The sequence below is a fragment of the Acinetobacter sp. ANC 3813 genome, from assembly GCF_002135435.1.
Taxonomy (GTDB): domain Bacteria; phylum Pseudomonadota; class Gammaproteobacteria; order Pseudomonadales; family Moraxellaceae; genus Acinetobacter.
This window is the reverse complement of sequence record NZ_NEGK01000005.1, coordinates 182,105-207,493: the sequence shown is the minus strand read 5'-3', so window position 1 is coordinate 207,493 and position 25,389 is coordinate 182,105. Positions and strand designations below refer to the sequence as shown.

The 25,389-nt window shown below is 45.2% G+C and carries 26 protein-coding genes and 1 pseudogene; 20 read left to right on the top strand and 7 right to left on the bottom strand.

Annotation, left to right across the window (positions count from 1 at the left end):
- The first annotated feature begins 1 nt into the window (after position 1).
- From hcaB to B9T34_RS09700, 9 genes are all read left to right on the top strand, one after another.
- Entirely contained in the window at positions 2-817 is an 816-nt protein-coding gene (gene hcaB, locus B9T34_RS09740) for a 3-phenylpropionate-dihydrodiol/cinnamic acid-dihydrodiol dehydrogenase (protein WP_086212963.1), read from the top strand.
- A 69-nt stretch (positions 818-886) separates the two neighbouring features.
- The gene (locus tag B9T34_RS09735; RefSeq protein WP_086212962.1) at positions 887-1,849 is read left to right on the top strand and encodes a 3-carboxyethylcatechol 2,3-dioxygenase; all 963 of its coding nucleotides are present in this window, start codon (positions 887-889) and stop codon (positions 1,847-1,849) included.
- Positions 1,850-1,867: 18 nt separating this feature from the next.
- Positions 1,868-3,097 carry a 3-phenylpropionate/cinnamic acid dioxygenase ferredoxin--NAD(+) reductase subunit gene (hcaD, locus tag B9T34_RS09730; RefSeq protein WP_086212961.1) on the top strand — a complete coding sequence of 410 codons (1,230 nt, stop codon included), beginning with the start codon at positions 1,868-1,870 and terminating at the stop codon, positions 3,095-3,097.
- 313 nt (positions 3,098-3,410) lie between these two features.
- Complete coding sequence (locus tag B9T34_RS09725) at positions 3,411-4,319, top strand: DMT family transporter (RefSeq protein WP_086212960.1); 909 nt, start codon at positions 3,411-3,413, stop codon at positions 4,317-4,319.
- A 493-nt stretch (positions 4,320-4,812) separates the two neighbouring features.
- Positions 4,813-5,868 (top strand): MBL fold metallo-hydrolase, encoded by a 1,056-nt coding sequence (locus B9T34_RS09720; protein WP_086212959.1) that lies wholly within the window; start codon positions 4,813-4,815, stop codon positions 5,866-5,868.
- Between the two features lie 508 nt (positions 5,869-6,376).
- Positions 6,377-8,563 carry a catalase/peroxidase HPI gene (gene katG, locus B9T34_RS09715; RefSeq protein WP_086212958.1) on the top strand — a complete coding sequence of 729 codons (2,187 nt, stop codon included), beginning with the start codon at positions 6,377-6,379 and terminating at the stop codon, positions 8,561-8,563.
- Between the two features lie 134 nt (positions 8,564-8,697).
- The gene (locus B9T34_RS09710) at positions 8,698-9,597 is read left to right on the top strand and encodes a multidrug effflux MFS transporter (protein WP_086212957.1); all 900 of its coding nucleotides are present in this window, start codon (positions 8,698-8,700) and stop codon (positions 9,595-9,597) included.
- Positions 9,551-9,895 (top strand): hypothetical protein, encoded by a 345-nt coding sequence (locus B9T34_RS09705; protein WP_139841259.1) that lies wholly within the window; start codon positions 9,551-9,553, stop codon positions 9,893-9,895. The genes B9T34_RS09710 and B9T34_RS09705 overlap by 47 nt, the downstream gene beginning before the upstream one ends.
- 8 nt (positions 9,896-9,903) lie before the next feature.
- The gene (locus B9T34_RS09700; RefSeq protein WP_086212955.1) at positions 9,904-10,491 is read left to right on the top strand and encodes a TetR/AcrR family transcriptional regulator; all 588 of its coding nucleotides are present in this window, start codon (positions 9,904-9,906) and stop codon (positions 10,489-10,491) included.
- A gap of 18 nt (positions 10,492-10,509) precedes the next feature.
- Here the strand turns inward: B9T34_RS09700 and B9T34_RS19230 are convergent.
- Positions 10,510-11,100: pseudogene (locus B9T34_RS19230) on the bottom strand (TetR/AcrR family transcriptional regulator).
- A gap of 92 nt (positions 11,101-11,192) precedes the next feature.
- Between B9T34_RS19230 and B9T34_RS09690 the strand changes: the two are divergent.
- The 4 genes from B9T34_RS09690 to B9T34_RS09675 all read left to right on the top strand — a co-directional run bounded on the left by B9T34_RS09690 (position 11,193) and on the right by B9T34_RS09675 (position 14,915).
- A complete protein-coding gene (locus B9T34_RS09690) occupies positions 11,193-12,854 on the top strand; it encodes an acyl-CoA dehydrogenase family protein (RefSeq protein WP_086212954.1) in 1,662 nt (553 codons plus the stop codon).
- 112 nt (positions 12,855-12,966) lie between these two features.
- A complete protein-coding gene (locus B9T34_RS09685) occupies positions 12,967-13,797 on the top strand; it encodes an AraC family transcriptional regulator (protein ID WP_086212953.1) in 831 nt (276 codons plus the stop codon).
- Positions 13,798-13,847: 50 nt separating this feature from the next.
- Complete coding sequence (locus B9T34_RS09680) at positions 13,848-14,465, top strand: LysE family translocator (protein ID WP_086212952.1); 618 nt, start codon at positions 13,848-13,850, stop codon at positions 14,463-14,465.
- A 270-nt stretch (positions 14,466-14,735) separates the two neighbouring features.
- Positions 14,736-14,915: a hypothetical protein gene (locus tag B9T34_RS09675; protein ID WP_086212951.1), complete on the top strand. Its 180-nt coding sequence runs from the start codon at positions 14,736-14,738 to the stop codon at positions 14,913-14,915.
- A 57-nt stretch (positions 14,916-14,972) separates the two neighbouring features.
- Here B9T34_RS09675 and B9T34_RS09670 read toward each other — a convergent pair whose 3' ends face one another.
- The 3 genes from B9T34_RS09670 to B9T34_RS09660 form a co-directional block, all read right to left on the bottom strand.
- Complete coding sequence (locus tag B9T34_RS09670) at positions 14,973-15,422, bottom strand: hypothetical protein (protein WP_086212950.1); 450 nt, start codon at positions 15,420-15,422, stop codon at positions 14,973-14,975.
- 103 nt (positions 15,423-15,525) lie between these two features.
- A complete protein-coding gene (ptsP, locus tag B9T34_RS09665; RefSeq protein WP_086212949.1) occupies positions 15,526-17,823 on the bottom strand; it encodes a phosphoenolpyruvate--protein phosphotransferase in 2,298 nt (765 codons plus the stop codon).
- Positions 17,824-17,920: 97 nt separating this feature from the next.
- Complete coding sequence (locus B9T34_RS09660; protein ID WP_086212948.1) at positions 17,921-18,400, bottom strand: RNA pyrophosphohydrolase; 480 nt, start codon at positions 18,398-18,400, stop codon at positions 17,921-17,923.
- Between the two features lie 183 nt (positions 18,401-18,583).
- On the opposite strand from B9T34_RS09660, the gene B9T34_RS09655 reads away from it, so the two are divergent.
- Entirely contained in the window at positions 18,584-19,234 is a 651-nt protein-coding gene (locus tag B9T34_RS09655; protein WP_086212947.1) for an HAD family hydrolase, read from the top strand.
- 28 nt (positions 19,235-19,262) lie between these two features.
- Here the strand turns inward: B9T34_RS09655 and B9T34_RS19140 are convergent, their stop codons facing one another.
- Positions 19,263-19,388 carry a hypothetical protein gene (locus B9T34_RS19140; RefSeq protein WP_265733481.1) on the bottom strand — a complete coding sequence of 42 codons (126 nt, stop codon included), beginning with the start codon at positions 19,386-19,388 and terminating at the stop codon, positions 19,263-19,265.
- A gap of 26 nt (positions 19,389-19,414) precedes the next feature.
- On the opposite strand from B9T34_RS19140, the gene B9T34_RS09650 reads away from it, so the two are divergent.
- Positions 19,415-19,885, top strand: coding sequence for a DUF2628 domain-containing protein (locus tag B9T34_RS09650; protein WP_086212946.1), 471 nt, complete (start codon positions 19,415-19,417; stop codon positions 19,883-19,885).
- A gap of 99 nt (positions 19,886-19,984) precedes the next feature.
- A complete protein-coding gene (locus B9T34_RS09645; RefSeq protein ID WP_086212945.1) occupies positions 19,985-20,227 on the top strand; it encodes a DUF2789 family protein in 243 nt (80 codons plus the stop codon).
- A 94-nt stretch (positions 20,228-20,321) separates the two neighbouring features.
- On the opposite strand, the gene B9T34_RS09640 is transcribed toward B9T34_RS09645, so the two are convergent.
- Together B9T34_RS09640 and B9T34_RS09635 are read right to left on the bottom strand one after the other, a co-directional pair.
- The gene (locus B9T34_RS09640; protein WP_086212944.1) at positions 20,322-21,185 is read right to left on the bottom strand and encodes a LysR family transcriptional regulator; all 864 of its coding nucleotides are present in this window, start codon (positions 21,183-21,185) and stop codon (positions 20,322-20,324) included.
- Between the two features lie 367 nt (positions 21,186-21,552).
- Positions 21,553-21,789: a DUF2061 domain-containing protein gene (locus B9T34_RS09635; RefSeq protein ID WP_086212943.1), complete on the bottom strand. Its 237-nt coding sequence runs from the start codon at positions 21,787-21,789 to the stop codon at positions 21,553-21,555.
- A 170-nt stretch (positions 21,790-21,959) separates the two neighbouring features.
- On the opposite strand from B9T34_RS09635, the gene B9T34_RS09630 reads away from it, so the two are divergent.
- The 4 genes from B9T34_RS09630 (at position 21,960) to B9T34_RS09615 (ending at position 25,385) form a co-directional block, all read left to right on the top strand.
- A complete protein-coding gene (locus B9T34_RS09630; RefSeq protein ID WP_086212942.1) occupies positions 21,960-22,151 on the top strand; it encodes a hypothetical protein in 192 nt (63 codons plus the stop codon).
- A 365-nt stretch (positions 22,152-22,516) separates the two neighbouring features.
- Positions 22,517-23,965, top strand: a complete 1,449-nt coding sequence (gene leuC / locus B9T34_RS09625) for a 3-isopropylmalate dehydratase large subunit (RefSeq protein ID WP_086212941.1) — start codon at positions 22,517-22,519, stop codon at positions 23,963-23,965.
- 99 nt (positions 23,966-24,064) lie between these two features.
- Positions 24,065-24,715, top strand: coding sequence for a 3-isopropylmalate dehydratase small subunit (gene leuD / locus B9T34_RS09620; RefSeq protein ID WP_086212940.1), 651 nt, complete (start codon positions 24,065-24,067; stop codon positions 24,713-24,715).
- Between the two features lie 103 nt (positions 24,716-24,818).
- Positions 24,819-25,385, top strand: a complete 567-nt coding sequence (locus B9T34_RS09615; RefSeq protein WP_086212939.1) for a hypothetical protein — start codon at positions 24,819-24,821, stop codon at positions 25,383-25,385.
- The last annotated feature ends 4 nt before the right edge of the window (positions 25,386-25,389 follow it).

The following is a 25,389-nucleotide window of genomic DNA, read 5'->3' as shown; positions in this document are numbered from 1 at the left end:
CATGGGTTGGCTACAAGGCGAAGTTGCGCTAATTACTGGCGGCGGTTCTGGCTTAGGCTGGGCGCTGGTTGAACGTTTCATTGAAGAAGGCGCGCAAGTTGCCGTACTTCAGCGTTCTAAAGCAAAAGTGGATGCATTAAATGAACACTTTGGCGGTAAAGTTCTTGCGATCGAAGGCGATGTAGCCAGCTATGAAGACAATGTCCGCGCTGTAAATGCAACGCTGGAACGTTTTGGCAAGCTGGATTGCTTTGTCGGCAATGCTGGTATTTGGGATCACTATGCTGATATCGTCAATACGTCTGGTGAGCAGCTGGAAAAAGCCTTTGATGAGATTATGGGGATTAATACCAAATCGTTAATCTTGGGCGCGAAAGCTGCATTAAATGCATTGATAGCTTCTGAAGGTTCTATCATATTTACTTTGTCTAATTCGGCACTGTACTCTGCTGGCGGGGGCCCTGTATACACGGCATCTAAGCATGCTGGTGTGGGTATTATGAAAGAATTGGCATATGAACTTGCGCCTAAAGTACGAGTGAATGCTGTTGCACCGTCGGGTATGAATGTCAATATTAAAGGCGCTGCGTCTTTAGGTCAGGAAAATCTGGGCTTATTAGATGCCCGTGATCCTGAAAAAATTGGACGCGGCATGCCGCTTGGCTTCTTGCCAGAACCTGAAGATATGACTGGTTCATACGTGCTTTTGGCTTCTCGTCAAAACAACCGTCCGCTGACTGGCGTTTTAATTAATGCAGAATGCGGTCTTGGCATCCGCGGCTTACGTCAGCCGCGCGCTGGTTTCTTTGATGAGTAAAAACCGCCTTCAAGCGTAATGGATTATACTTGGCAGCCTTATGGCTGCCTTCCGTTTAGGAGTCACCCCATGGCCGTTAAACTTATTTGTGCATCGCATAGCCCTCTAATGGAATTCGCTTCTCCGCAAGAGAAACGTAAAGAGGTTAAAGTCCGTGAGGCTTTTGCTCAGCTTGCTGCCGAAGTTGCAGCATACAATCCAACATTGATTATTACTTTTGGTCCAGACCATTTTAATGGTTTCTTCTATGACCTGATGCCGAGTTTCTGCGTGGGTATCCGCGCGACAGCAGCAGGCGATTGGGACTACGGTAAAGTCGACAATAAAATTGATGTGCCTGAAGATACTGCGCTGAGCTTGGTTCGCCGCGTATTGGATGAAGGTGTGGATGTTGCATATTCTTACCGTATGCAGGCCGACCATGGCGTAACGCAGCCTCTGCATTTCTTATGCGGCGGCAAACTTGATCGTTACCCGACGATTCCAATTTTCATTAATGGCGCAGCTGCGCCAATGCCGACCACAAAGCGCACCATTGCTTTAGGCCGCGCTGTAGGCCAGTTTATTCAATCATTGAACTTGGAAAATGAACGCGTGCTTATTTTAGGTACAGGCGGTCTTTCACATGATCCGCCTACACCGCAAATGGGCGCTGTACCTCCAGAAGTGGAAGAATTCCTGATTGCAGGCCGCAACCCGACTGAAGAAGCGCGCAATGCGCGTCAGGCGAAAATTATTGCTGTCGGTCAAAAACTGGCGGCGGGTGATACCTCTGTTGCAGTACCGCTCAGTCCTGAGTGGGATATTGCCTTGCTTGAAAAATTCAAGAATGCAGACTTTGCCGCTTTAGAAGCGATGACCGAAGCTGAAATCCGCCGTGATGGCGGCCGCGGCGGTCAAGAAGTGCGTTCTTGGATGGCAGCTTTTGCTGCGATGCATGAAGTGGGTGAGTATGAAATGACAACTCACTGCTATGAAGACATTAGCGAGTGGATTGCGGGCTTTGGCATCGTATCTGCTGAATTGAAATAATTGTAAGAGTTTAAGCACATGAGCAACATCGAAACCATCGTCATAGTAGGTGCGGGTCAAGCAGGTGCAAGCGCGATTTTAGAACTTCGCGGCAATAAATACGAAGGCAAAATCATCTTGATTGGTGATGAAACGCATCTTCCGTATGAACGTCCGCCTTTGTCTAAAGACGTGATCTTAAAGCCTGAAGACACCAAAATCGAAATTCTGTCAGAAGAAAAGCTGGCAGATCTTGGCGTAGAAACAATTCGCGGCAATGGCGTGGCGAAAATCAATGCCGAAGCCAAAAATGTTGAATTGCAAAATGGTGATGTTATTGCTTATGACAAATTGCTTCTTGCAACAGGCGGTGCAGCGCGCCGTTTGCCAAACTTTGATGCATTGGGCAAGCATGTGTACACCCTGCGCAACCTTGAGGATTCACAAGCCTTAGTCCCTGTGCTGCAGGCGGGTCAACGCATTATTTTGATCGGCGGCGGTGTGATTGGTCTTGAGCTTGCATCGAGCGCACGCTTCAAAGAATGCCAAGTGACTGTGATTGAAATGGGTCCAATGGTGATGGGCCGTTCATCTCCACGCGTATTGAGCGAGTTCCTGCTTGAACAGCAGCGCTTAGCGGGTGTAGATGTGCGCCTGTCTACATCTATTGCGGACTGCAAGCTGGATGGCGAAGAAATCGTTGTGACTTTAGGTGACGGCGAAGAATTGCGTGCAGATGCTGTGGTTTACGGCATCGGTATTGTGCCGAATGCTCAGCTTGCGGTTGAAGCAGGCTTAGAAGTTGATCTTGCAATTAAAGTGAATGACAATTGTCAAACCTCTAATGCAGACATCTATGCCGCTGGCGATGTCGCAACTCAGCTGCGTGACTGCGGCAATCACCGCCGTGTAGAAACGTGGGAAAATGCCAACCTGCAGGCGGGCATCTTTGCGCGCCATGTAATGGGTGCAGAGCATCCGACACCAAACCCAGCATGGTTCTGGACAGATCAGCTTGAAATCAACTATCAATTTGTTGGGGACATGGCTGCGGCAGAATGGCAAGTGCGCGGTGAAATCAATCCTGTGCTTCGCGCTGAATCCTCGTTTGTATTGTTTGGCGTGACAGATGATGTGATTGTTGGCGGCATTACGGTTAATGCAGCCAAAGAAATGCGTCACCTTAAAAAGCTGATTAGCAAGAACGCAGCGTTTGAAGCAGATAAGTATTTGGATCTGAGTCAAGATCTTCGTAAGCTTGTGAAATAACTTTGCGTTATTTATGAGTTTACAAAAGGGCAGACCTTGGGCAACCTAGGTCTGCTTTTTTTATGAATGTTAAAAACATAAAAGACTTGCTTGAGAATCAAAAAACCTCAAATTTTGTGTCATGGGTAACTGCTCGCGCGCAGGTGAAGCCTCACTTTTGAGAGATCAAAAGTGACAAAAATCTTTCGATAAGCTGAAGATATATCCCTATATCTCAGCTTATCGGCGGCATCCATGCCGCTACGCGGAATAGATTTTGGGTGGACTTTATGTGCTGCAATGCTTCTGAATTTATATTGCGATAGAACCATTTATGAACTCTAATTCCTCTCCCATGATCGTCACGGCAAGTATTTATGCTTTGCTGGTGTTGATCTGGGCAGCCACGCCGCTGGCGATTGTCTGGAGTGTGGCGGAAGTGCATCCAATGTGGGTGCTGATAATCCGCTATTTTGGGGCATCCGTGATTGCGCTGTTTTTACTGGGCCTGATGCGTGATCCTTTGCCTTTTGATCGCGTATCTATGCAAAGCTATGTGGCGGGCAGTTTAAATTTAATTGGCGCGCAGCTGTTTATTTATTTGGCGGCCAATTATTTAACCTCTGGATTAATGGCGCTGATTTTTGGTTTTTCACCTTTAATTGCGGGACTGATCGGCCATGTGATTTTAAGAACGCACAAATTGATCGGTCTGCAGTGGCTGGGCATGGCCGTCGCGGTCAGCGGTTTGAGCTTTGTGTTTATTGACTCTGCCGACAGTAAAGTCAACCCATGGGGTGTGGTGCTGATGATCATCAGCATGGTGTCGTATATCAGCTCCATTTTCTGGGTCAAACAGATTAATGCGCCGCTGAAACCCATGTCGCAAGCTACGGGTTCATTGATCGTTTCTGCGCTGGCATCCTTAATATTGATTCCATTTATCTGGCCGCATTTCCCAACGCAGATGCCGAGCAGCAATGCGCTGATTGGATTCCTGTTTACCATGATTTTATCATCTATTGTGGCGATGCTTTGCTATTTCTGGCTGATCAAGCGTTTGGCTGCTTCCACTGTATCTTTAAGCAATGTGGTGACCCCTGTGATTGCGCTGATCTTAGGGGCCACATTGAACCATGAGCATATCAGCTCAAATGCAGTCGCGGGCATTGCTGTAGTGATGCTGGGTATTGTGATGTACTTTTGGAGAGAATGGCGCGCGCAATATTTTTCAAAACTCTAGCGTGTATTGTTCTCTTAAAAAGGAAGCTGAGGCTTCCTTTTTTGCATATTGGCAGCAGCGCGATCTACTTGGATTGTATAAATGATGTTCCACATGGAACATTTTTAGAGCTAAAGCAGCATAATAAATGCCAACTGCACATCAAATATGCAAAGCGATATTGAAATACAACAAAAATAAACCTTTGTACTTCAATGTATTGGTTAATATAAGCAGCCCAATAAGCCGAAGCTGGTCGCACTTTGCCATCACTTATGTTTTTATAAGCCCCGTATTGGTTCAGCATTAGGTGCAATACTGCTGCTGAAAGCGATATTGGCAAGTTGTGCTGATGGCTGAACAATTTTCCTGTATCTATCTGGTGCAGCAATTTTGCAGCCAAAATTACCTAAAACTATGGGCTTAGGGCATTAGGCCGTTTGGATGAACAAAAGCAGTTTTGCTGTGATTGTTTTGTGTTTTGATCAAAAATTTTAAAGAACTTTGAATATCCATGACGCACGATTCGGAACAAAAGCATTTTGAATTGCCTGCAGAGGCAAGCTGGTCACATACATGGCGCCAGCCTGTATTTGATTTTCTGGCATCTGAGCACTTTAATGGTGAACGCTTTTTTAATTTAGCCCGTCCGCCTGAAGGCCGAAGCCGTGCAGATTTATTCAAATGGCTGCTGAAGCGCCGCTCCAATACGTGGGGCGTGAACCGCAAGCAGGAATATGCCGCGTTCCATCAATCATCCAGATCTTTACCGCATGAACGCCCGAATGCCAGTTTAGACGATTGGCAGGTCTGGTTTGTCGGCCATGCCACAGTGCTGATTCAAATCGGCCCTTACAACCTGCTGACCGATCCTGTTTGGGCGGAATATGCCGGCCCAAGCAATGGCAGAGGTCCGCGCCGCGCGTGTCCTGCAGGCATTGCGCTGGAAGAGTTGCCGCCGATTGATGCTGTGCTTTTAAGCCATAATCATTATGATCATATGGATTTAGCCACACTGAAATGGCTGCATGAACGGTTTGAAATGCCCATTTATACAGGGCTGGGCAACAGCTATTATTTGCCTGAACATTTTCAAGTTTTTGAGCTGGACTGGTGGCAGTCAGCTTTGCTGGGTGATTTGAAGCTGGTTTATACCCCAGCTCAGCATAGTTCAGGCCGTGGTTTGCGTGATCAGAACCGCGCTTTATGGGGCGGCTTTTCTGTATTAAATGGCAAGGACCACTGTTTCTTTGCAGGTGACAGCGGTTATGGCCCGCATTTTAAAGCCATACATGCCAAATTTGGCGCACCGCGTATTGCTTTGCTGCCAATTGGCGCTTATGAACCGCGCCAGCTGATGCGCTATATGCACATGAACCCTGAAGATGCATTTCAGGCGCATAAAGATATGCATGCCAAATGCTCTTTGGGTATTCATTACCGCACTTTTCAGTTGACGGATGAAAGCCGTGAGCAGCCTGAGCTTGATTTGCAGAAAGCGCGCAGTAAATCTTCTAAACTGATGAATCCGTTTATCTGCATACGTGAAGGCAAGCGTCTGACAGTGTAGTCAGGCGCGGATAAATCAATATCTTGGCAAGCACGACGCCAAATCTCATATCATCTAAATGGAGTCTCGTTTTCCATTTCAGTGCATGTCCAATTTTCTTCAAAATTTTGCAGTTAGCCATTTTGCAATTGATTGTGCGTATGGAATGCAAGTGCAGGCATTTCCCTAAAAACCATACATAACAGTGTCAAAAAAGATCGCTTTCATTTGCCCCTTCTAGGGATAAAAAAATTAAGATCATCAATCAGCTCAACAGATTTAGGATGAGCTATATATACGGTTTTTATAGAATATATTTTTAAAAAATCAATAAAAGCAGGGCATTCGCAAAGTAAATAAAATTGTAAAAATTAAGCATTTATTTTTTAAAGGCAATATGGGAATATCCGATTGTTTACATTCGTAAAAGTTACTTCATATTGTCGCCAAAAACAGCTAAGTTAATGGTGAAGTAAAAAAGATTTATACGGTTCAGCATACTCACTTCATAATTATTTGGAGCCATAAAATGACACAGAATTCGCAAGCATCAGGTTGCCCATTTCATCAAGCAGGTGGACAGACCAGCGTAGCCAGCACAAATAATGCAACTTGGTGGCCAAATGCACTTAACCTTGACATCCTTTCTCAGCACGATAAAAAAATTAACCCCATGGACCCAGACTTTGATTATGCAGCCGCATTCAAGTCATTGGATTTAGAAGCCGTAAAACAAGACCTGCGTGAACTCATCAACAGCAGCCAAGACTGGTGGCCTTCCGATTATGGCAGCTATATCGGCATGTTCGTGCGTACGGCATGGCACTTGGCGGGTTCTTACCGTAAACAGGATGGCCGCGGCGGCGCCAATACCGGCAACCAGCGTTTTGCGCCGCTGAACAGCTGGCCTGATAACGTCAATACGGATAAAGGCCGCCGTCTGCTTTGGCCAATTAAACGCAAATACGGCAACAAAATTTCTTGGGGCGATTTAATTGTTCTCGCTGGTACTGTTGCCTATGACGTTGCTGGCTTGAAAACTTTTGGTTTTGGCGGCGGCCGTTTAGACATTTGGGCGCCGGAAAAAGACATTTACTGGGGTGAAGAACGTCAATGGCTTGCGCCAACCAAAGAGCGCTATGCCAGTGATGCAGACCGTTCATCTTTAGAGAATCCGTTGGCTGCTGTGCAAATGGGTTTGATCTATGTGAACCCTGAAGGTGTGGACGGCGTACAAGATCCACTGCGTACAGCGCAAGATATGCGTGTGACCTTTGACCGCATGGGGATGGATGATGAAGAAACTGTTGCCTTAACAGTGGGAGGCCATACGGTGGGTAAATCTCACGGTAATGGTAAAGCAGAAAACCTAGGCGCAGATGTAGAAGGCGCAGATGTTGAGTTCCAAGGCTTAGGCTGGCATAACTCTGAAGGCACGGGCAATGGGCCAAATACTATGGTCAGCGGCTTGGAAGGCGCGTGGACGACCCACCCAACCAAATGGGATAACGAGTTCCTTTATCTGCTGTTCACGTATGAGTGGGAAAAAACCCTCAGCCCAGCAGGCGCGAAACAATGGGAACCTGTGAACATCAAAGAGGAAGACAAACCTGTAGATGCGCACAATCCAAATGTTCGCCGCAACCCGATGATGACAGATGCCGATATGGCGCTGAAATTCGATCCAGCTTACCGAGCGATTGCAGAGCGTTTCTATCACAACCCTGCGGAGCTTGATGCTGCCTTTGCCCGCGCTTGGTTTAAATTGACGCACCGTGACATGGGGCCAAAAACCCGTTACTTAGGTGCAGACGTTCCAGCCGAAGATTTAATCTGGCAAGATCCAACCCCTCAAGGCAATACCCTGTCTGACGCAGACGTTGCGACTTTAAAAGCAAAACTGTTAAACAGCGGTTTATCTTCTGCAGAATTGATTGCTACAGCATGGGACAGCGCACGTACTTTCCGTGGTTCTGACTACCGCGGCGGCGCAAACGGCGCGCGTATCCGCCTTGCTCCGCAAAAAGACTGGGCAGGCAATGAGCCTGCGCGTTTAGCCAAAGTTTTAGCAAAACTTGAAGAGATTAAAGCATCTTCAGCAGTTCAAGTCAGCCTTGCAGACTTGATCGTTTTAGGCGGCACAGCTGCAATTGAACAAGCTGCGCATGCAGCAGGTGTGGATGTGAGTGTTCCATTCCTTTCAGGCCGCGGTGATGCGTCTCAGGAACAAACTGATGCGTATTCATTTGAAGACTTTGAACCGAAAGCAGACGGCTTCCGTAACTTTGTCAAACAGGATTATGTGGTTCAGCCTGAAGAGCTGCTGCTTGACCGCGCGCAATTGCTCGGTTTAACAGCGCCAGAAATGACAGTGCTGGTAGGCGGTTTACGCGTACTGGGTGCAAACTTTGGTGGCTCTAAACACGGTGTATTCACGGACAAAGCTGGCGTATTAAGCAATGACTTCTTTGTCACTTTGACGGATATGAACTACAACTGGAAACCAACGGGCAAAAACTCGTACAGCATTGTTGATCGTGCAACAGGCGCAGAAAAATACACGGCTACGCGTGTAGATCTTGTGTTTGGCTCTAACTCAATTCTGCGTTCTTATGCAGAAGTGTATGCGCAAGATGACAACAAAGCGAAGTTTGTAAAAGACTTTGTAGCTGCATGGACCAAAGTGATGAATGCAGACCGTTTTGATGTGAAATAATTTGCATTGAGATGTAAAAAAACCGCCTGAAAGGGCGGTTTTTTTTATTGTGACTGAAGAGAATAATTCTTGAACAAAATGGCACAATAAATTAAACTACCTACCGTTCGGTAGTTTAATTATTTTGGATTAATATGCCTATTCCCTTCAAGACCATAATTTCTCTTGCCTTGGTCGTCGCTTTAGGTCCCGCAGGCATCGATATGTATTTAGCATCTATGCCGGATATGGCACAAGAGCTCAATACAACCTATGCGGCAACACAAATCACCTTATCTGTATTTCTGATTTTTATGGGAGTCGGACAGCTCTTTTTTGGACCAATTTCAGATGCTTTGGGCCGTAAAGTACCTTTGATGGTCGGGCTTACGGCGTATGTTTTGGCATCATTATGGGCTGCATTAGCAACATCAATAGAAAGTTTGATTTTTGCGCGTGTTTTTCAGGGCTTGGGCGCAGCCATGGCGGTCGTGATTATCATGAGCATGGTTCGTGATTTAGTTGATGATCTTGCTGCAACACAGTTATATGCGCTGCTGAATACAATTGTTGCACTTGGTCCCATCGTCGCTCCTGCAATTGGTGGCTTGATTGGGACAGCTTACGGATGGCGAGGTGTAATGGTTGCTTTGATGACCATGAGTGCATTGGTCTTATTGAATAGTATTTGGAATATCCAAGAGACATTAGCAAAAGAAAATCGTATTCAGCTCAATTTGAAAACGGTATGTCAGAACTACTGGAATATTCTAAAAAATAAATTTTTCCTGTGTAATTTATTTGCATTATCAGCGGTCTACTTTTTCTTATTTGCATATATTGGTGGCTCTTCATTTGTATATCAAAATGATTTTGGTTTAAGTGTTGGGCAATTTGGACTTGTATTTGGTTTAACCAGCATTAGCTTGGTGATTGGTGCATCAGCTTCAGCTTTACTGGTGAAAAAAAATCTCGGAGCTTCATTTAGCAATATTGGGTGCTGTATTCATGATGCTCGGCAGTATGACCTGTCTTGTGATGTATTTTGTCAGTGACAGTATTATTGGCGTTGTCAGTGGGATTGCACTCGGATTATTTGGATTGGGCATTTTAGAAGTCGTCTTAATGGCCATTGCCATGAATTCACAAAAAACTGCTTTGGGCTCATGTGCCGCACTCTTAGGTGCATTTCCATTGCTATTGGCATCCATCGCAACCCCGATTGCAGGTCAGCTTGTGGAAATGAATACGTTCTATTGGCTGGTGTTTTTAGCAATCGTTGGACCAATTATTTTAGCTTTAGTTTTTTTCAGTGCCCGCAGTGCTAATATAAGGACTGCCGATACTGTTTAAAATGAAGCATGGAAAATAGAAAAACACGTACCAATTCAAAAAGCCGTATTATTGATGCCGCTTTTGAAAATTTTGTTGCTCATGGCTATGAAGGCGCATCATTAAGTGCGATTGCTGAAGCCGTGGGTATACGTAAAGCCTCTATTTACACCCATTTTGAAAGTAAAGATGTTTTATTTGATGTGTTATTCCTAAACGCTTTGGAAGCGGAGTCTCTCTTTGTCATTCAATGCTTTGATGAACATATAGATAACGTTTTACCAGGCGAAGTATATTGCCAAAAATTACAGGCGCGTTATTTAGAGAATATCCATTTAAGGTTTTTAATCCGAATGGCTTATGTCCCACCACAACATTTTAGCGCAATGATCTCAAGCGGATATATCGGTTATATTCAATTATTGACAGAAAAGCTACGTTTGGCATTTGCTCAATTTAATTTGAGTCATGAACAGCTTGAACTGTATTGTGATGCCTATTTGGGGATTGTCGATAGTTTGTGTGTAGAGCTGCTATATGGTGAGCAACTTTATGACCGCCGCTATAAAGCGATGTTTATGATGTATAAAAATATCTTGGATAAGCATTCTATATAAGTTGCTGAAATGGTGGTCTTAAAGCCTATTGGACTGTTTTATAAGTGTGAAAATCTGCCCAACCTCCTGTTTGAGGGGCAGCCAATCTTTAAACTCAGGCTCCATCAATAAAGTTTGCGGCACGAAGCCATAACACACCTTTTCAGATTTAAAGCCGTCGGCTTGAGCTGTTCCTCATCCTGTATAAACGCACCATCATGGCATAACTCTTACGGTAACTTTCAATATCCGAAATCTGCCGTTCCAATAAAAATACTTGCGCCCATAAAAATTACTGTGTTTGGATCTGCTCTAATTGAAAGCGGATCATTCACTTGAGATAGCGGTTTATTTCACCATCTGTGGATAACTCTATTTGCGTTTGTGCATAACTTTTCATCTGCTCAGCATGCTGTTTTACAAGCACATGTATGCTCAGGGCAATCAAATCTTCCTTCTTAGAAAAAATCATAAAAAGTGCCCAATCCTACTCTGTGGTTTCTCGAAGGGTTATTTATCCGTGATCTTTTCATGCAAAAGCCGAACAGCACTCTGCTGTAAGGCTTCTTATGTGACTTTGGCGAGTGCTTGATGCATCTTGCGCCGTACCTGTATCTCAGAATTTTTCATAAAAACATACTCGATAAAACCAAACATCCTGCAGCCATTTTTTGACTATACTGAAAGCAAACGGACATAAGAACAAGCAGGAAATATAGGCAATGAATACATTAGAACAGACATGGATGACGCATCAAATCAGCAATCAATTTGATGAGCTGGAAAACTACAACCTTTTTTCTAGTGATACAGTGTTGCATGAAATATTAAAACGCTGCGGCAGTCATGATCAGGCAATCTTATGTGAAATGGGCAAAGCAGCTGGCTCATCTGAATATTATCAATATGCAGATCTTGCCAATAAGCATACGCCAATTTTACATGCCTTCGATGCGCGCGGTCGACGTAAAGACTTTATTGAGTTTCATCCCGCATGGCATAAATGGATGGGCTTGAACCGCCAGTTTGATACCCATGCGCATCCTTTTAATCATCCTGAATCTTCTTCTAAATGGGTGGATTGGGCAGCGCGTTTTTATTTGGCGGGGCAGGTTGAATGCGGCAATTTGTGTCCAAACTCAATGACACTCGGCAGTATTCCTTTAATTCAGCGTGAGCCTGAACTGTGGGCAAAAATTGGCGATAAATTATTATCCACCGAATATGATGAACGTGATATGCCGATTGCGCAGAAAAAGTCGATTTGGCTCGGCATGGGCATGACCGAAAAACAGGGTGGTTCGGATGTGCGTACTAATGAAACTGTCGCAAGTCCTATTGCAGAATCAGGGCGTGGCAAAGCTTATTTGCTTACAGGACATAAGTGGTTCTTCTCTGCACCCATGTGTGATGCGCATTTGGTGGTGGCGAAAACCGAACAAGAGGGTTTGGCGTGTTTCTTTGTGCCGCGCTGGCTGGACGATAGCTCAAAGAACAGTATTCAAGTGCAGCGCCTGAAGGACAAAGTCGGCAACCGCAGCAACTCCAGTTCTGAAGTCGAATTTAAAAATGCATGGGGCCTGATGATTGGTGAGGCAGGACGCGGTATTCCAACCATCATCGAAATGGCGAATTACACCCGTCTCACCTGTTCAGTCGGTTCAAGCGCCATGCTGCGTCAGGCTTTGGTGCAGTGCATTGCCTATACCCGTCAGCGTAAAGCCTTTGGCAAACATTTGGCGGAACAGCCGCTCATGCAAGCAGTGCTGGCAGATCTGGCATTGGAAACTGAGGCCGCGACTCAGCTCAGTTTTCATTTGGCGCATTGCTATGAAAATGATGATGCTTTGTCCACCGCATGGAAACGCATCATGACCCCAGCTTCTAAGTTTTGGATCTGTAAGCGTGCAGTCGAACTGACGGGTGAGGCGATGGAAGTGTTTGGCGGCAATGGTTATGTTGATAATGGAATCATGGCGCGAATTTTTAAAGAAGCGCCAGTCAATACCATTTGGGAAGGGTCGGGCAATGTCATGTGCTTAGATGTGCTGCGCGCGATTGGCCGTGATCCTGAATCCATCGAAGTATTATTCAAAGATTTGGCTTCAACAGCGCTGGACGATGAAACCCTGAAAGTGGAATTGCAAAATTTATTTACATTGTTCCAGCAAGTACCTGATGATTTGCAGTTTATGGGGCGCAGTTTGGTCAGCCGATTGACCCTGTTGGCGCAAGCGGTGTTGTTAAAACGCTATTCGCCAAAATACGTGGCGGAAAGTTTTATTCAAACGCGTTATAGCCAATTTCATGGCCGCGTCGCAGGGATGATCGAGGCGAAACAGGTGGATGTAGCGCGCTTGTTGGAACGCGCTTTGCCGCAATAAATAGTAGGATGCAGCGTTAAATTCAGCTGGCAGCAAGCTTGACTCGAGGGTGGAGTAAGGCAATTATGGAAAATGAACTTTAATTGGTCTCACAGGCGGAGCAGTAGTAGGCATGGGAAATTGGGTCAATATACAGCGTGATGCCGATACAGGAATCGAACTGGTGCATGCCCATTTTAAGGGTTTCGCTTATGATCCACATTTTCACTCCAGTTACTTAATTGGCGTGACCGAATTGGGTAATCAGCAATTCCACTGCCGCAGAAAATTAGTGAATAGCCATCAGGGTCAAGTCTTTATGCTAGAACCTGAAGAAGTGCATGATGGCTATGCGCCTGAACCGTTAGGTTTTACCTATAAAATGCTGCATATTGACCAAGACTGGCTAAAACAGAAATATCAGGGATTATTTACTCAGCCTTTTGAACTGGAAGTAGCATCGACACTGAACTCGGATCCGCTGGTGGCGCAATTGGTCGATGCATCTTACCGTGCGATGAGCAATCAAGAACCGCAGTTGATGAAAGACAGTTATCTGGATCTGCTGCTGGAAAGGCTGGCGCATCAGAATTTATGGTCGGCCCGCGAAAATTCAATCTGTGCTCTGCCTGATATTGCCCTCAAAATTAAAGAGATTCTGCATGAAAATCTGTACACAGATTTAGATCTGAACACCTTGGCGCAGCTGGCTGGTGCAGACCGTTTTTTCATTAATCGCGTGTTTAAGCAAGCATTCAACTGCGCGCCGCATCAGTACCTTATTCGATTACGTTTGGATCAGGCGAAGATTTTATTGAAAGCTGGCATTCCAGCGTCTATGGTCGCCAACAGCCTATGCTTTGCGGACCAAAGCCATTTAGGTCGCTGGTTTAAACGCTGTTATGGTTTGACTTTGAGGCAATATCAAAGCGCCTGCACAAATGTTCTATCTTCTTCACGCTGAGATTTTCAAAATAGAGTTGCTCCCGCAGCTGAATATGTTTGGAAATTATAGTGGAAACGATATTGGCATTTTGCGCCTTTGCTTTTGTGGCTTTAATTACCCCTGGGCCAACCAATTTTTTAATTCTTAGTACCAGTCAGCAATTTGGCATCAATAAATCTTGTACACTGATTGCAGGTGCAAGCGTGGGCGCGGCACTTCTGGTATTACTGGTGGGACTGGGTTTGGGACAAAGCATCAGCTATAGCCCAGCACTGCAACTGATTTTGAGTGTGGCTGGAGGACTTTGGCTCACGGTTTTGGCTTGGAAAATTTTTCATGACCAGCCCAATTTGGCGAACATGCACCCGCAGGCGCAGCAGAAACATGGCTTTTGGGCAGGTTTTTTAATGCAACTGATAAATCCTAAATCATGGCTGATGGCTATTGCGGTGATGACCGTATATTTGGCGCAGACCGCTCAATATAGCCAGATGCTGGTCATTTTGACGCTGCTATTTATGTTGATTGCTTTTCCTTGCTTATTTGTTTGGGCATGGCTCGGGCAAATGTCGCAAAAGTGGCTTTCTAACCCCGGCCGTGTGGCGGCGTTTAATAAGGTTTTGGGCGTAATTTTATTGATTTCGGTGTGGCATCCCATTTTGAAACTGCTAATAGGCAGTGCTTAATCTGCATAAATGATTTTCTAGCAGCGTATTGAACAGCGGGTTATCCAGCCCGCTGCATGCAGATCAAGAGAACGATGTGTGAAAGATGTTTGATATTGGGAAACTATGTTTGTTATGCAATATAGACATTTGAGCATGCTGGCAGAAATGGGTTAATGTTCAGAAAATTCAGTCCATGTATTTTGATCATAAGGCTTGTAATTTGTGCAAAAAAGCCCAATATATGCATGACATCTAGTGGATGTTTAAACTGAAAAAGTGAGCAGCGCAATGGCCAAGAAAAAAGCCCTGCCTGAAGTTGAAGTTCGCAACTTTGTGGCAAAGCATATGAACGATTTTAACAAAAGCCAAACTTTTGTAGATCGAAAGAAAGACGCAAAACGCGGCTACAGAAAGCACAAAAAAGGGGGATACTCAAATGATTATCTCCCTTTTTTAATGGCCGCATAATTGCAGTCAAAGTCATTTTTTCTTGATAAACAAATCATTAAATAATTTATTTAAATCTTATTTTTTCAATTCTTTGGCAGAATTTTTCTGCTGCTGAGCCGCATCATCCATTTGATGGGCTGCTTTTTCAATTTGCTGTCCCAGTTTTTCAAAAAAAGATGGCGCATCGGACTGTTCATGTAATTGTTTAGCGCGATTGGCCGCCAGTACTGAAGGGTCATCCTTGCCTAAACGGCGCTGCTGTGCAGCTGTGATCTCAATCCCGAGCAGGATGGGTACGCTGGGGCGTACAGGAGAGTGCAGTGTTTTTTGAACGGCAGTTTTTCTGCTCAGCGGCAGCTTGGGTTGATTGCTCTGTTCTTGGCTTTGAGATGATCTGCTTTGCACAGCCTTGCTTTGGGGCACCTGCCGGCGGGTCTGCTGCGGTTTATCTTTGGTTGGCTTGAACAGTTTATTGCTGATAATAAAAATAACCACAGCAAAGAGCAGAAATAGAAAAAAATCCATACACACCTCGCCGGTTGGCTGTATATCATAGAGCTAATCACCGCTAAAAGCGGATGATGTGAGCCTTTAAATAAACCGCTGAAAATGCCGCCAGCAGCTCAGATTAAGCGCTGACAATACGGGTTGATGCTTTGACCATATCACCGAGGCCATGGGTTTTAAAGTAATATTCCATCCAGCTTTTGACGATCAGCGGATTGCTCATTTTCAGCACATGCGCCAGCAACTCCTGCGCATCGGTCATTGGCACATGGCAAATCGCTTTACGTACACGAAGGATGTTGCTCGAACTCATTGATAAAGTATTAAAGCCCATAGCCATCAGCAAGATAGCAGAAATCGGATCTCCAGCCATTTCACCGCAGATGCTGACCGGTTTGTCATATTTATGGCACTCATTCACTAAGCGTGTCAGCGCGCGCAGCACAGCAGGGTGCAGGTGTGAATAGACGTTTGCGACGCGAGGATTGTTGCGGTCCACTGCCAGCAGATATTGGGTTAAATCGTTGGAGCCGACCGAGAAGAAATCCACCAGCTCAGAAAATTCTTCAATCTGCAGCAAAATGCTGGGCACTTCTACCATAATGCCGATTTTCGGTTTGGTGATTTTGACCTGTTCTTCTTCCTGTACGGCTTGCCAGTCCCGGTCCAGCAAATACAGCGCTTCTTCAACTTCGCTGACACTGGTGACCATGGGCAATAAAATATGCAGGTTATTCAGGCCAATACTGGCTTTGAGCATGGCGCGGATTTGCGAAGAAAAAATTTCTGGGTGATCCAGTGTAAAGCGGATACCGCGCCAGCCGAGCGCAGAATTTTCTTCCTCAATAGAAAAATACGGCAGATCTTTGTCTGCGCCAATATCCAAGGTGCGCATCACCACAGGCTTGTTGGCAAAGTGGCTGAGCTGCTGACGGTAAATCAGGCGCTGCTCTTCTTCACCAGGGAAACGGTCGCGCAGCATGAATGGAATTTCAGAGCGGTACAGGCCCACACCTTTAGCGCCGCGCTGTACGCCGCGAACCACATCAATCATTAAACCCGTGTTGACATATAGTTTGACGGCAACGCCGTCAGGCGTAATGGCATCTTTGGTTTCGTACTGTTTTAAATCTTTGGCGAGTAATTCTTCTTCTTTTTGAATTTCTTTATAGCGGCTGCGCAGACGGCGCGGCGGATTGATAAAGACACGCCCTTGATGCGCATCAACAATCATTTCGACATCATCCAGTGTATTGATTGGCAGCTCAGTCACGCCAACAACCGTTGGAATGCCTAAGGCGCGCGCCACGATCACCATGTGCGAGTTCATCGCGCCTTCAGTGGTGACAATCGCAGCAATCTTATCAACAGGTAATTCAACCAGTGCTGCCGTGGAAATTTCATCGCCAATTAAAATGCTTTCATTGGTAATTTCGCGGTGGCTGGCATCCGCTTCCTGCAGATAGGCCAAGATGCGGCGGCCTAAATCTTTCAGATCGGAAACACGCTCGCGCAGATAGTCATCTTCCATTTGCGCAAACAGCGCAATGTGCTTATCAATGACATTGCGAACGGCGCCTTGCGCCCAATTGCCTTCACGGATTTCTTCTTTAATTTCTGCAGGTAGGGCATTTTCGTCCAGCATGCGCAGGAACACACTGAACAGTGCACGCTCTTCCGCCATTAAGGCATCCTGCATTTTGTCGTCTAAAGACTGAATCTCCTGACGTACAGAAGCCAGCGCATTGTCCAGCAGTTCTAATTCTTCACTGATGTCATCCGCTTCGCGGTCAGGCACTGCGGCCAGATCTGCAGGCGGATACAGAATCACGGCGCGCCCGAGGGCAATACCGCCAGAACCTGAAATCCCTTGAAAGGTTTTATAGGCAGGCAGATTGCTGGGCTTGCGGAAGACGTCAATATTACCCACGGCATGCGCATGCGCAATAACCCCTGAGAGCTGTGCACATAGTGTAACTAAGAAGGATTCAGCTGCCTCGCTGAAATCTTGCGACTCTTTATTCTGTACCACCAGAACGCCCATGACCTTGCGGCGGTACATGACCGGCACGCCAAGGAAGGAATTATAAATTTCTTCCCCAGTTTCTGGCAGGTACATGAAGCGTTCATGCTTAGAGGCATTGTCTAAGTTGACAATTTCTTCGCGCTGACCGACGAGGCCCACCAAGCCTTCACCTGTGTGCAAAGAAACATTGCCCACAGATTCGGCGTTTAAGCCTTTAGAGGCCATCAGCAGATAGCGGTGGTTGCGCTCATCCAGCAGATAAATAGAGCAGACATCAACATGCATGGCTTCAGCGACTTGCTTGACCATGATGTCTAATGACTCATGCAGGCTGGTGGACGCATTAATCTCTTGGACTATGCGTCGTAGGGTATCCAGCTGCATATTCGACATCGTGTCTGCTCCTATAATTGTTCCGAAAATTCGGTTAAATAGATCACTAATTTATAACAATAGTTCTCTCAAAAATCAGCATTTATCATGCAATTTTTTAAGGTTTTTGCGGCAGCTGGCTGCACAGCTCTGTCATCGCCTTGCGGTACACGTCGCGTTTAAAATTCACGACCTGACCCAGCGGATACCAATAGCTTACCCATTGCCATTGATCAAATTCAGGCGGATCAGATAAATCCAGCTGAATATGCTGTACCGAAGCCGTTAGTTTCAGTAAAAACCACTTTTGTTTTTGACCGATACATACCGGATCTGAATCCGGGCGTATATATCGATTTGGCAAACGGTAACGCAGCCAACCTTTAGTTTGCGCGATAACCTCGACATGTTCGGGCAATAAGCCAACTTCTTCTCTCAGTTCACGGAAAAGTGCCTGTTCGGGGGTTTCACCATACTGAATACCTCCTTGCGGAAATTGCCATGCATTGTGTCCAATGCGTTTTGCCCATAAAACTTGACCAGATTCGTTTGCCAAAATGATCCCGACATTGGGTCGGAAACCTTCTGAGTCGATCATTTGGCTACCTAAATATTGTGTAATTTATGACTTTGTTGCCGGGGATTGTTATTTCTGCATCCAACTCGGCTAAAGCAAAGTGTAAATAATGTTAAAATTGCTATGATCTTAACGAATTTCTATCGACTAGCGGAGATAGATTTACAAATTTTTTCTTAAATTTAAGCTTTTACGAGTATTTTCATGAAATTGGCGCTGTTTGACTTAGACCACACCTTATTAAATACAGACTCGGATCATTCATGGGGAGAGTTTTTGGTCAATGAAGGTTTGGTAGAACCAATCCGCCACCGCGCCATGAACGATAAATTTTATGAAGATTACAAAGCGGGCCAGCTCGATCCGATTGCCTATAACGAGTTCGTATTTGAATTTTTGACTGAGCATGACATGCCGTATTTGACTGAACTGCATCAGCTGTTTATGCAAAAAGTGATTCGTCCGCAAATGCGTCCCGAAGGCTTTAAAGCGATTCAGCGTCATAAGGATGCAGGCCATGCTTTGGTCGGCATTACCGCAACTTCAGATTTTATTACCGCGCCAATTTTCCGTGAGTTTGGCATTAGCGAAATTATTGCCACCAATGCTGAGCTGGCAGATGGAAAATATACGGGCAAAGTGATTAACATTCCGTGTTACCAAAAAGGCAAATTGGCGCGTTTGGATCAGTGGCTGGAAGGGCGCGAAGTGACTGAGTCTTGGGCGTATTCAGATTCAATCAATGACCGTTTTCTGCTGGAATATGCAGACCATGCCATTGCAGTGAATCCTGATGACCGTTTAGAGGCGCTATCGAAAGAGCAAGGCTGGGATATTCAGGACTGGTCAATCTGAATCAGCCAAAAAGCTCCGCAGGCTTTGCTTATTTTAAGTCGAGCATGGCATGTGGACTTGCTGAAATTTCAAAGAAGCAATTCATCGGCTTCGCGGGTTTTGGATATTGTCCAAATGCAGCATCCGCTGCACGCGCCCTGAAGCCAGACTTCATGACCCTAATCTTTTGAACCTTTAATTATGACGAATGAAAACGTATCTGCTCCGCATTCTGCAGCCGCATTGCTGGCCATGTTTATTGGTCCGAGAGCGCAGGCCTATAGCCAAGTTTCTCCACATCAGGCCTTTTCTTTCAGCTGGGCAGGGCTAATTTTTGGCGCATATTGGTTGCTATACCGTAAAATGTACGCCTACTTTTTCACACTGCTGGCATGCGGCTTCTTTGCGGGTCTGCTGATGCAGATTATTGGCTTAAGCTTGGCCTATGCATTGGCTGTGGCTTTAATACCCAATGTGATCTTGGGCTGTTTTGGCAAGCGTCTGTATATAGAGTTTGCTCAAAGCAAAGTCAAAGCCTATATGCAAAACCAGCAATACAGCGCGAAAGTCTTTGCTGAAGCTGGCGGCACGGCATTCAGTATGCCCATTCTATGGCTCTTCAGCCAGATTGGTTTGTATTTGATGCTCACGACGCCGTTTCTAAAATACTAAGTCAAAAGAACAGCAATTGAGTGCGGTTCACATCCATGCTATATCCTTATACAGAAAATATTTGCAGCGCAATCATGAGTAAATAATGAGGAGAAAAGCATGAGTGTACGTCCAAGAATGACCAATCTTTTTGAACAGCTGGGCTTAGATTCAAGTGAAGAGGCAATTGAGCTGTTTATTGCCACGCATCAGCTGAATGCAAAAACCAAAATTACCGAAGCAGATTATTGGTCGGATGGGCAGCGTCAGTTTTTAGCGGAAAAAATAAAATCAGATGGCAGCTGGGCAATTATTGTCGATCAGCTGAATGAATCTTTACATGAAGATTCGCTGGAGAATTAAGCTCAAAGCACTTTAAGTGAAGACAATTGGGCAGATCATTGGATCGTGCTAAAAAAACCGCCATCAAGGCGGTTTTTTTATGAAAGAGGTCATCTTAAAGCGATTTCATGCTGTCAACCAGCGCTTCAGCCGCTTTGGACTGAGTACGTCCAGGATGCCACACCATTCCCAGCTGGCGGTTCATCTCTAAATTGATATCCAGCTGTTTTAAGTCTTGATTCAGCAATGTTTTAGGCAGCACTGACCAGCCCAAGCCAATAGACACCAGCATGCGGATAGACTCCAGCGGGTTATTGCTCATGGTGATTTTAGGTTTCACCCCTTGCTTTTCAAACTCAGCCAAAGTGATTTGACTGGTGTAGGTTTGAGACGCCGGCAGCAAGCTTGGGTATTGGATGAGATCTTCAAGGCTTAGATTCTGTTCCTGCGCCAAAGGATGAAACGGTGATGCGACGAAAACCAAAGGATCGTTCCAAATGGTCACATACTTCAGGCGGTCATCCAGCTGCGGCGGAAGAGTGAGAAACGCCAGCTCTAAATCTCCAGCCAGCACTTGTTCGTGCGCCTGTTCAGAGTCGACAAAATGCACATCCAAAGTGACATCAGGATAATGCTGCACATAACTGCGCAGGTGGCTGGGCAAGTGGTGCAGGCCAAGGTGGTGGCTGGTGCCGATTTTCAGCTTGCCTTGCACCTGGCTTTGTTCATGGCTGAGCGTATTGTGAATATCGCCCAGCTCATTGAGCCAGCTTTTGACTTTGGGCAGCAGGGAATGCGCTGCATGGGTGGCTTGTACACCGCGCCCTGCAGATTCAAACAGTTTCACGCCGAAGTAATCTTCTAAACTGTGAATGCGCTTGGTGACTGCGGGCTGGGTAATAAAAAGCTGATCGGCAGCCAAAGAAATCGATCCTGTTTCCATGACTTTAACAAAGGCTTCAAAAGCTGCGAGATTCATCTTCAACTACCTATAAAGATTTTTTATGGTAATTTTATTATTCAGAAATTTTAAGAATTAATCAAAGGAAATGTTGTATCTTTTGATATAAATATACAACTTTATTCAGAATATGAATGCCAAAAAGACAGCAAAATTATGAAATGGATCATACAGATGTATGAGAGTGCATGCTGGAAAGGCAAAATATTTTATACAGGATTCAGTCTGAAATACGATGCTCAGGCTAGATGAGGCTTTATAAAAATAAGCATTTCACTTTAAACCAAAGCGCTGATGCTACGGTCAGCAAATCACATAAGAGCATTGAGTCAAAAGCAAAGCCGCCCGAAGGCGGTGATAGAGAAACGATGCTGGGCGTCTGCGGTTAAGGCGCTGTCTGCTCTGGCGCAGTACTTCTTTTACGCTCCCAGATTTTTTCGTGGAAGAAAAATGCAACGGCTTGCACAGTGGGTTCTATTAAGCTTAATGCAATCGCCATCGCTATACTGCCTGTTACAAAGTAGCCTACCAACATGGCGACAGTGATGTGCATAATGTAGTAACTGAAAGTCTTTTTTAAGGTTTTTTGGTTGCAGTCAACAAACTTTTGAATATTCGCCATGGTGGGTTCCTCTATCTTTGCTCTGGGCTTATTCAAATGATAATAAGTCTCATTTAAAAAGTAAAAGTGGAATTTGTATTATTTTGCATCGTTTTTTTAGATGCCGTGTCAAACCGCTAAAGAATAGGGGGAAGGGGCAATTAAAACTCTTTCCCATAAAGGTGAATGCAATGGATATTAAACATGTGAAATATCTTTTGGATATTTTTGAAGGTACTGTAGAACGCCGATGTGCGGTATATGAAATCGCCGATGATGAAGACGATGAAAATAAAGCTGCCGCAGAATGCGGTGCAGCCAAAGCTGAATTGATTCGGGCCATTGAGCAGCTGGCGAAGCATCAGGAAAACTCTTCGGCATAAATTGCAGCCTATAGCCCTTATTGATTGCAATGCTGCATAGCCTTAAACATATAAAGCACGGTTTTGATGCTGTGCGGGAAAGTTTTGCAATAAATTTTTGCTTAGAAAAACCTTTTAAAAAAGTTATAGACAGTGATCCTAATAAATAAATTGCGTTCTATGCAGATGAGGGTTGGTATCGTTTTCTCATCAGTTTTCAGCCGCTCTAAGGCTATAAAATCAGTAAGATCAGGACGCTTTTGCACACACGGATAGTCATTCTTAAAAGTTTTTAAATTAATAAAAATGATAAATTAGATTTATGTGAATACGTGGTTATAATCAATTTAATGACAGAATTACCCAGTCCAGTGGAGCATATCGACATGGCAGGCGAAACCCAAAAAGTACAAACAGAATCTGCAAAAACTTTGTATGACAAATTGTGGGATGACCACTTAGTAAAACAGCGTGATGACGGTTCAAGCCTATTATATATTGACCGTCATTTATTGCATGAAGTGACGTCTCCGCAAGCGTTTGAAGGTTTACTTTTAGCCGGCCGCAAGCCGTGGCGCTTAAGTGCAAACGTGGCAACGCCTGACCATAACGTACCGACTTCTAAACAGGAACGTTCAGAAGGTATTGCGGGTATTGAAGATGCCACTTCACGCATTCAAGTGCAGACTTTAGACGACAACTGCAAAACCTTTAATGTGGTGCAGTTTGACATCAATGATGTGCGTCAAGGGATTGCCCACGTTGTCGGTCCTGAACAAGGCTTAACATTGCCGGGCATGACGGTAGTGTGCGGTGACTCGCATACAGCGACACATGGCGCATTTGGCTGTTTGGCTCATGGTATTGGGACGTCTGAAGTTGAACATGTATTGGCAACGCAATGCTTAGTTCAAAAGAAAATGAAAAATATGCTGGTGCGTGTTGACGGCAAATTAGGTCAAGGCGTAACACCAAAAGATGTGGTTTTAGCCATCATTGGTAAAATCGGCACAGCTGGCGGTACAGGTCATGCCATTGAGTTTGGCGGTCAAGTATTCCGCGATATGTCCATTGAAGGCCGTATGACGGTCTGCAACATGGCAATTGAAGGCGGCGCGCGCGTGGGTATGGTCGCTGTCGATGACAAAACCATTGCATATGTGAAAGACCGTCCATATGCGCCGAAAGGCGAGCAATGGGATGCTGCAGTTGAATATTGGAATACTTTGGTTTCTGATGAAGGTGCGCATTTTGACACGGTAGTGGTTTTGCAAGGCGAAGAAATTGAACCGCAAGTGTCTTGGGGCACATCGCCTGAAATGGTGATTCCAGTGACGCAAGCCGTTCCGACATTAGAACAGGCCAAAGATGATGTGCAGCGCAATGACTGGACGCGCGCTTATCAATATATGGGCTTAAATGCGGGTCAGGCTTTGGCGGATATTCAGTTAGACCGCGTATTCATTGGTTCTTGCACCAACTCGCGTATTGAAGACATCCGTGAAGCGGCGGCTGTGGCGAAAGGCAAAAAAGTTGCGTCAAGCATTAAACAGGCGATGGTTGTCCCTGGTTCTGGCTTAGTGAAAGCGCAAGCGGAAGCGGAAGGCTTAGACAAAATTTTGATTGAAGCGGGCTTTGAATGGCGTGAGCCGGGCTGCTCAATGTGCTTGGCGATGAATGCAGATAAATTGCAGCCAGGTGAACATTGTGCTTCGACGTCGAACCGTAACTTCGAAGGACGTCAGGGCAATGGCGGCCGTACGCATTTGGTGAGCCCAGCGATGGCAGCCGCAGCGGCGATTGCAGGTCATTTTGTGGATGTGCGTACATTCTAGTTTAAGCCCTCATTCCAGCCTTCTCTTAAAGGGGGAAGGCGTTCCCTCTCCTTATCGGAGAGGCTTAGGGAGAGGTCACGGATTCAGTGAGAAATAAACATGAAAAAATATACCGTTGAACAAGGTATCGTTGCACCCTTAGACCGTGCCAATGTTGATACAGACTTAATTATTCCAAAACAGTTTTTGAAATCGATCAAACGTACTGGTTTTGGTGCAAACTTATTTGATGAATTGCGCTATTTAGATGAAGGCTTTTTGGGACAAGACAACTCAAAACGTCCTTTAAATAAAGATTTCACATTAAACCAGCCGCGTTATCAAGGTGCGAGCATTTTAATCTCTCGCGCTAACTTTGGCTGCGGTTCAAGCCGTGAGCATGCGCCTTGGGCATTGGAAGAATACGGTTTCCGTACTGTGATTGCGCCAAGTTATGCAGACATTTTCTTTAACAACAGCTTTAAAAACGGCATGTTGCCAGTGATCTTGTCTGAAGAGATTGTGGATCAGCTATTTAAAGAATGTGCGGCAACTGAAGGCTATCAGTTAACAATTGATTTAGAAGCGCAAGAAGTGCGTACGCCAAACGGTGAAGCTTTCAAATTTGAAGTCGATCCATTCCGCAAGCACTGCTTATTAAATGGTTTGGATGATATTGGTTTAACCTTGCAGGCAGCAGATGATATCCGCGCTTATGAAGAAAAAACCAAGCAGTCTCGCCCTTGGGTCTTTGCAGAAATCAAAGGCTAGGGATTGTCTGCATTGAGCTATAGTCATGCCGATGAAGACTTGTTACTATCTGTTAATAATTATAGTCACATATTGCCAGATATTGTCAGGTTGGATTCCGGTCATGAATAAGCTTCTAGGACGATTCGCTTTGCTCGGGGCTTTAACTGCTGCATTAGCGGCATGTCAAAGTATTGCAACTGTACAGCTGAAAAATGTCAAAGAGACAGCAAGCAGCAAAAATAATGCACAGATTTACTGTGCAGGCACGGAAGATTGCGCTTTTGAACGCTATGACCAAGTGAGGCTTTTAGATCTGTCTAAACAGCAATTGGACAAATCTGCGATCAAGTCCGGTCTTTTGCGCCTAAAAGAGGGTAAAACGCTGAAAGATGCGAATGCATTGTATCTTTCAGCACCTGCTGGACAGCATGAATTGGTCATTCGCTTTTATCCAATTTCCCATGATAAAGCGGAAAGCCTGCATGTCATTCACAAGTTCAATGCTCAGCAGCGCTATACCTTTAAAATGTACAGAAACCGCAGCAAGCAGCAAAGCAGCCTGCTGAACGTCTCTGCACCGGAACCACTGTGTGTGGATTTGGTGCAAGAACAAAAAACTATTCGACGTTTCTGCAAGCCGTACAATGTCCTGAATGGCCTTGGCGAGTTTGTAGAGAAAAAATTGTAAAAAA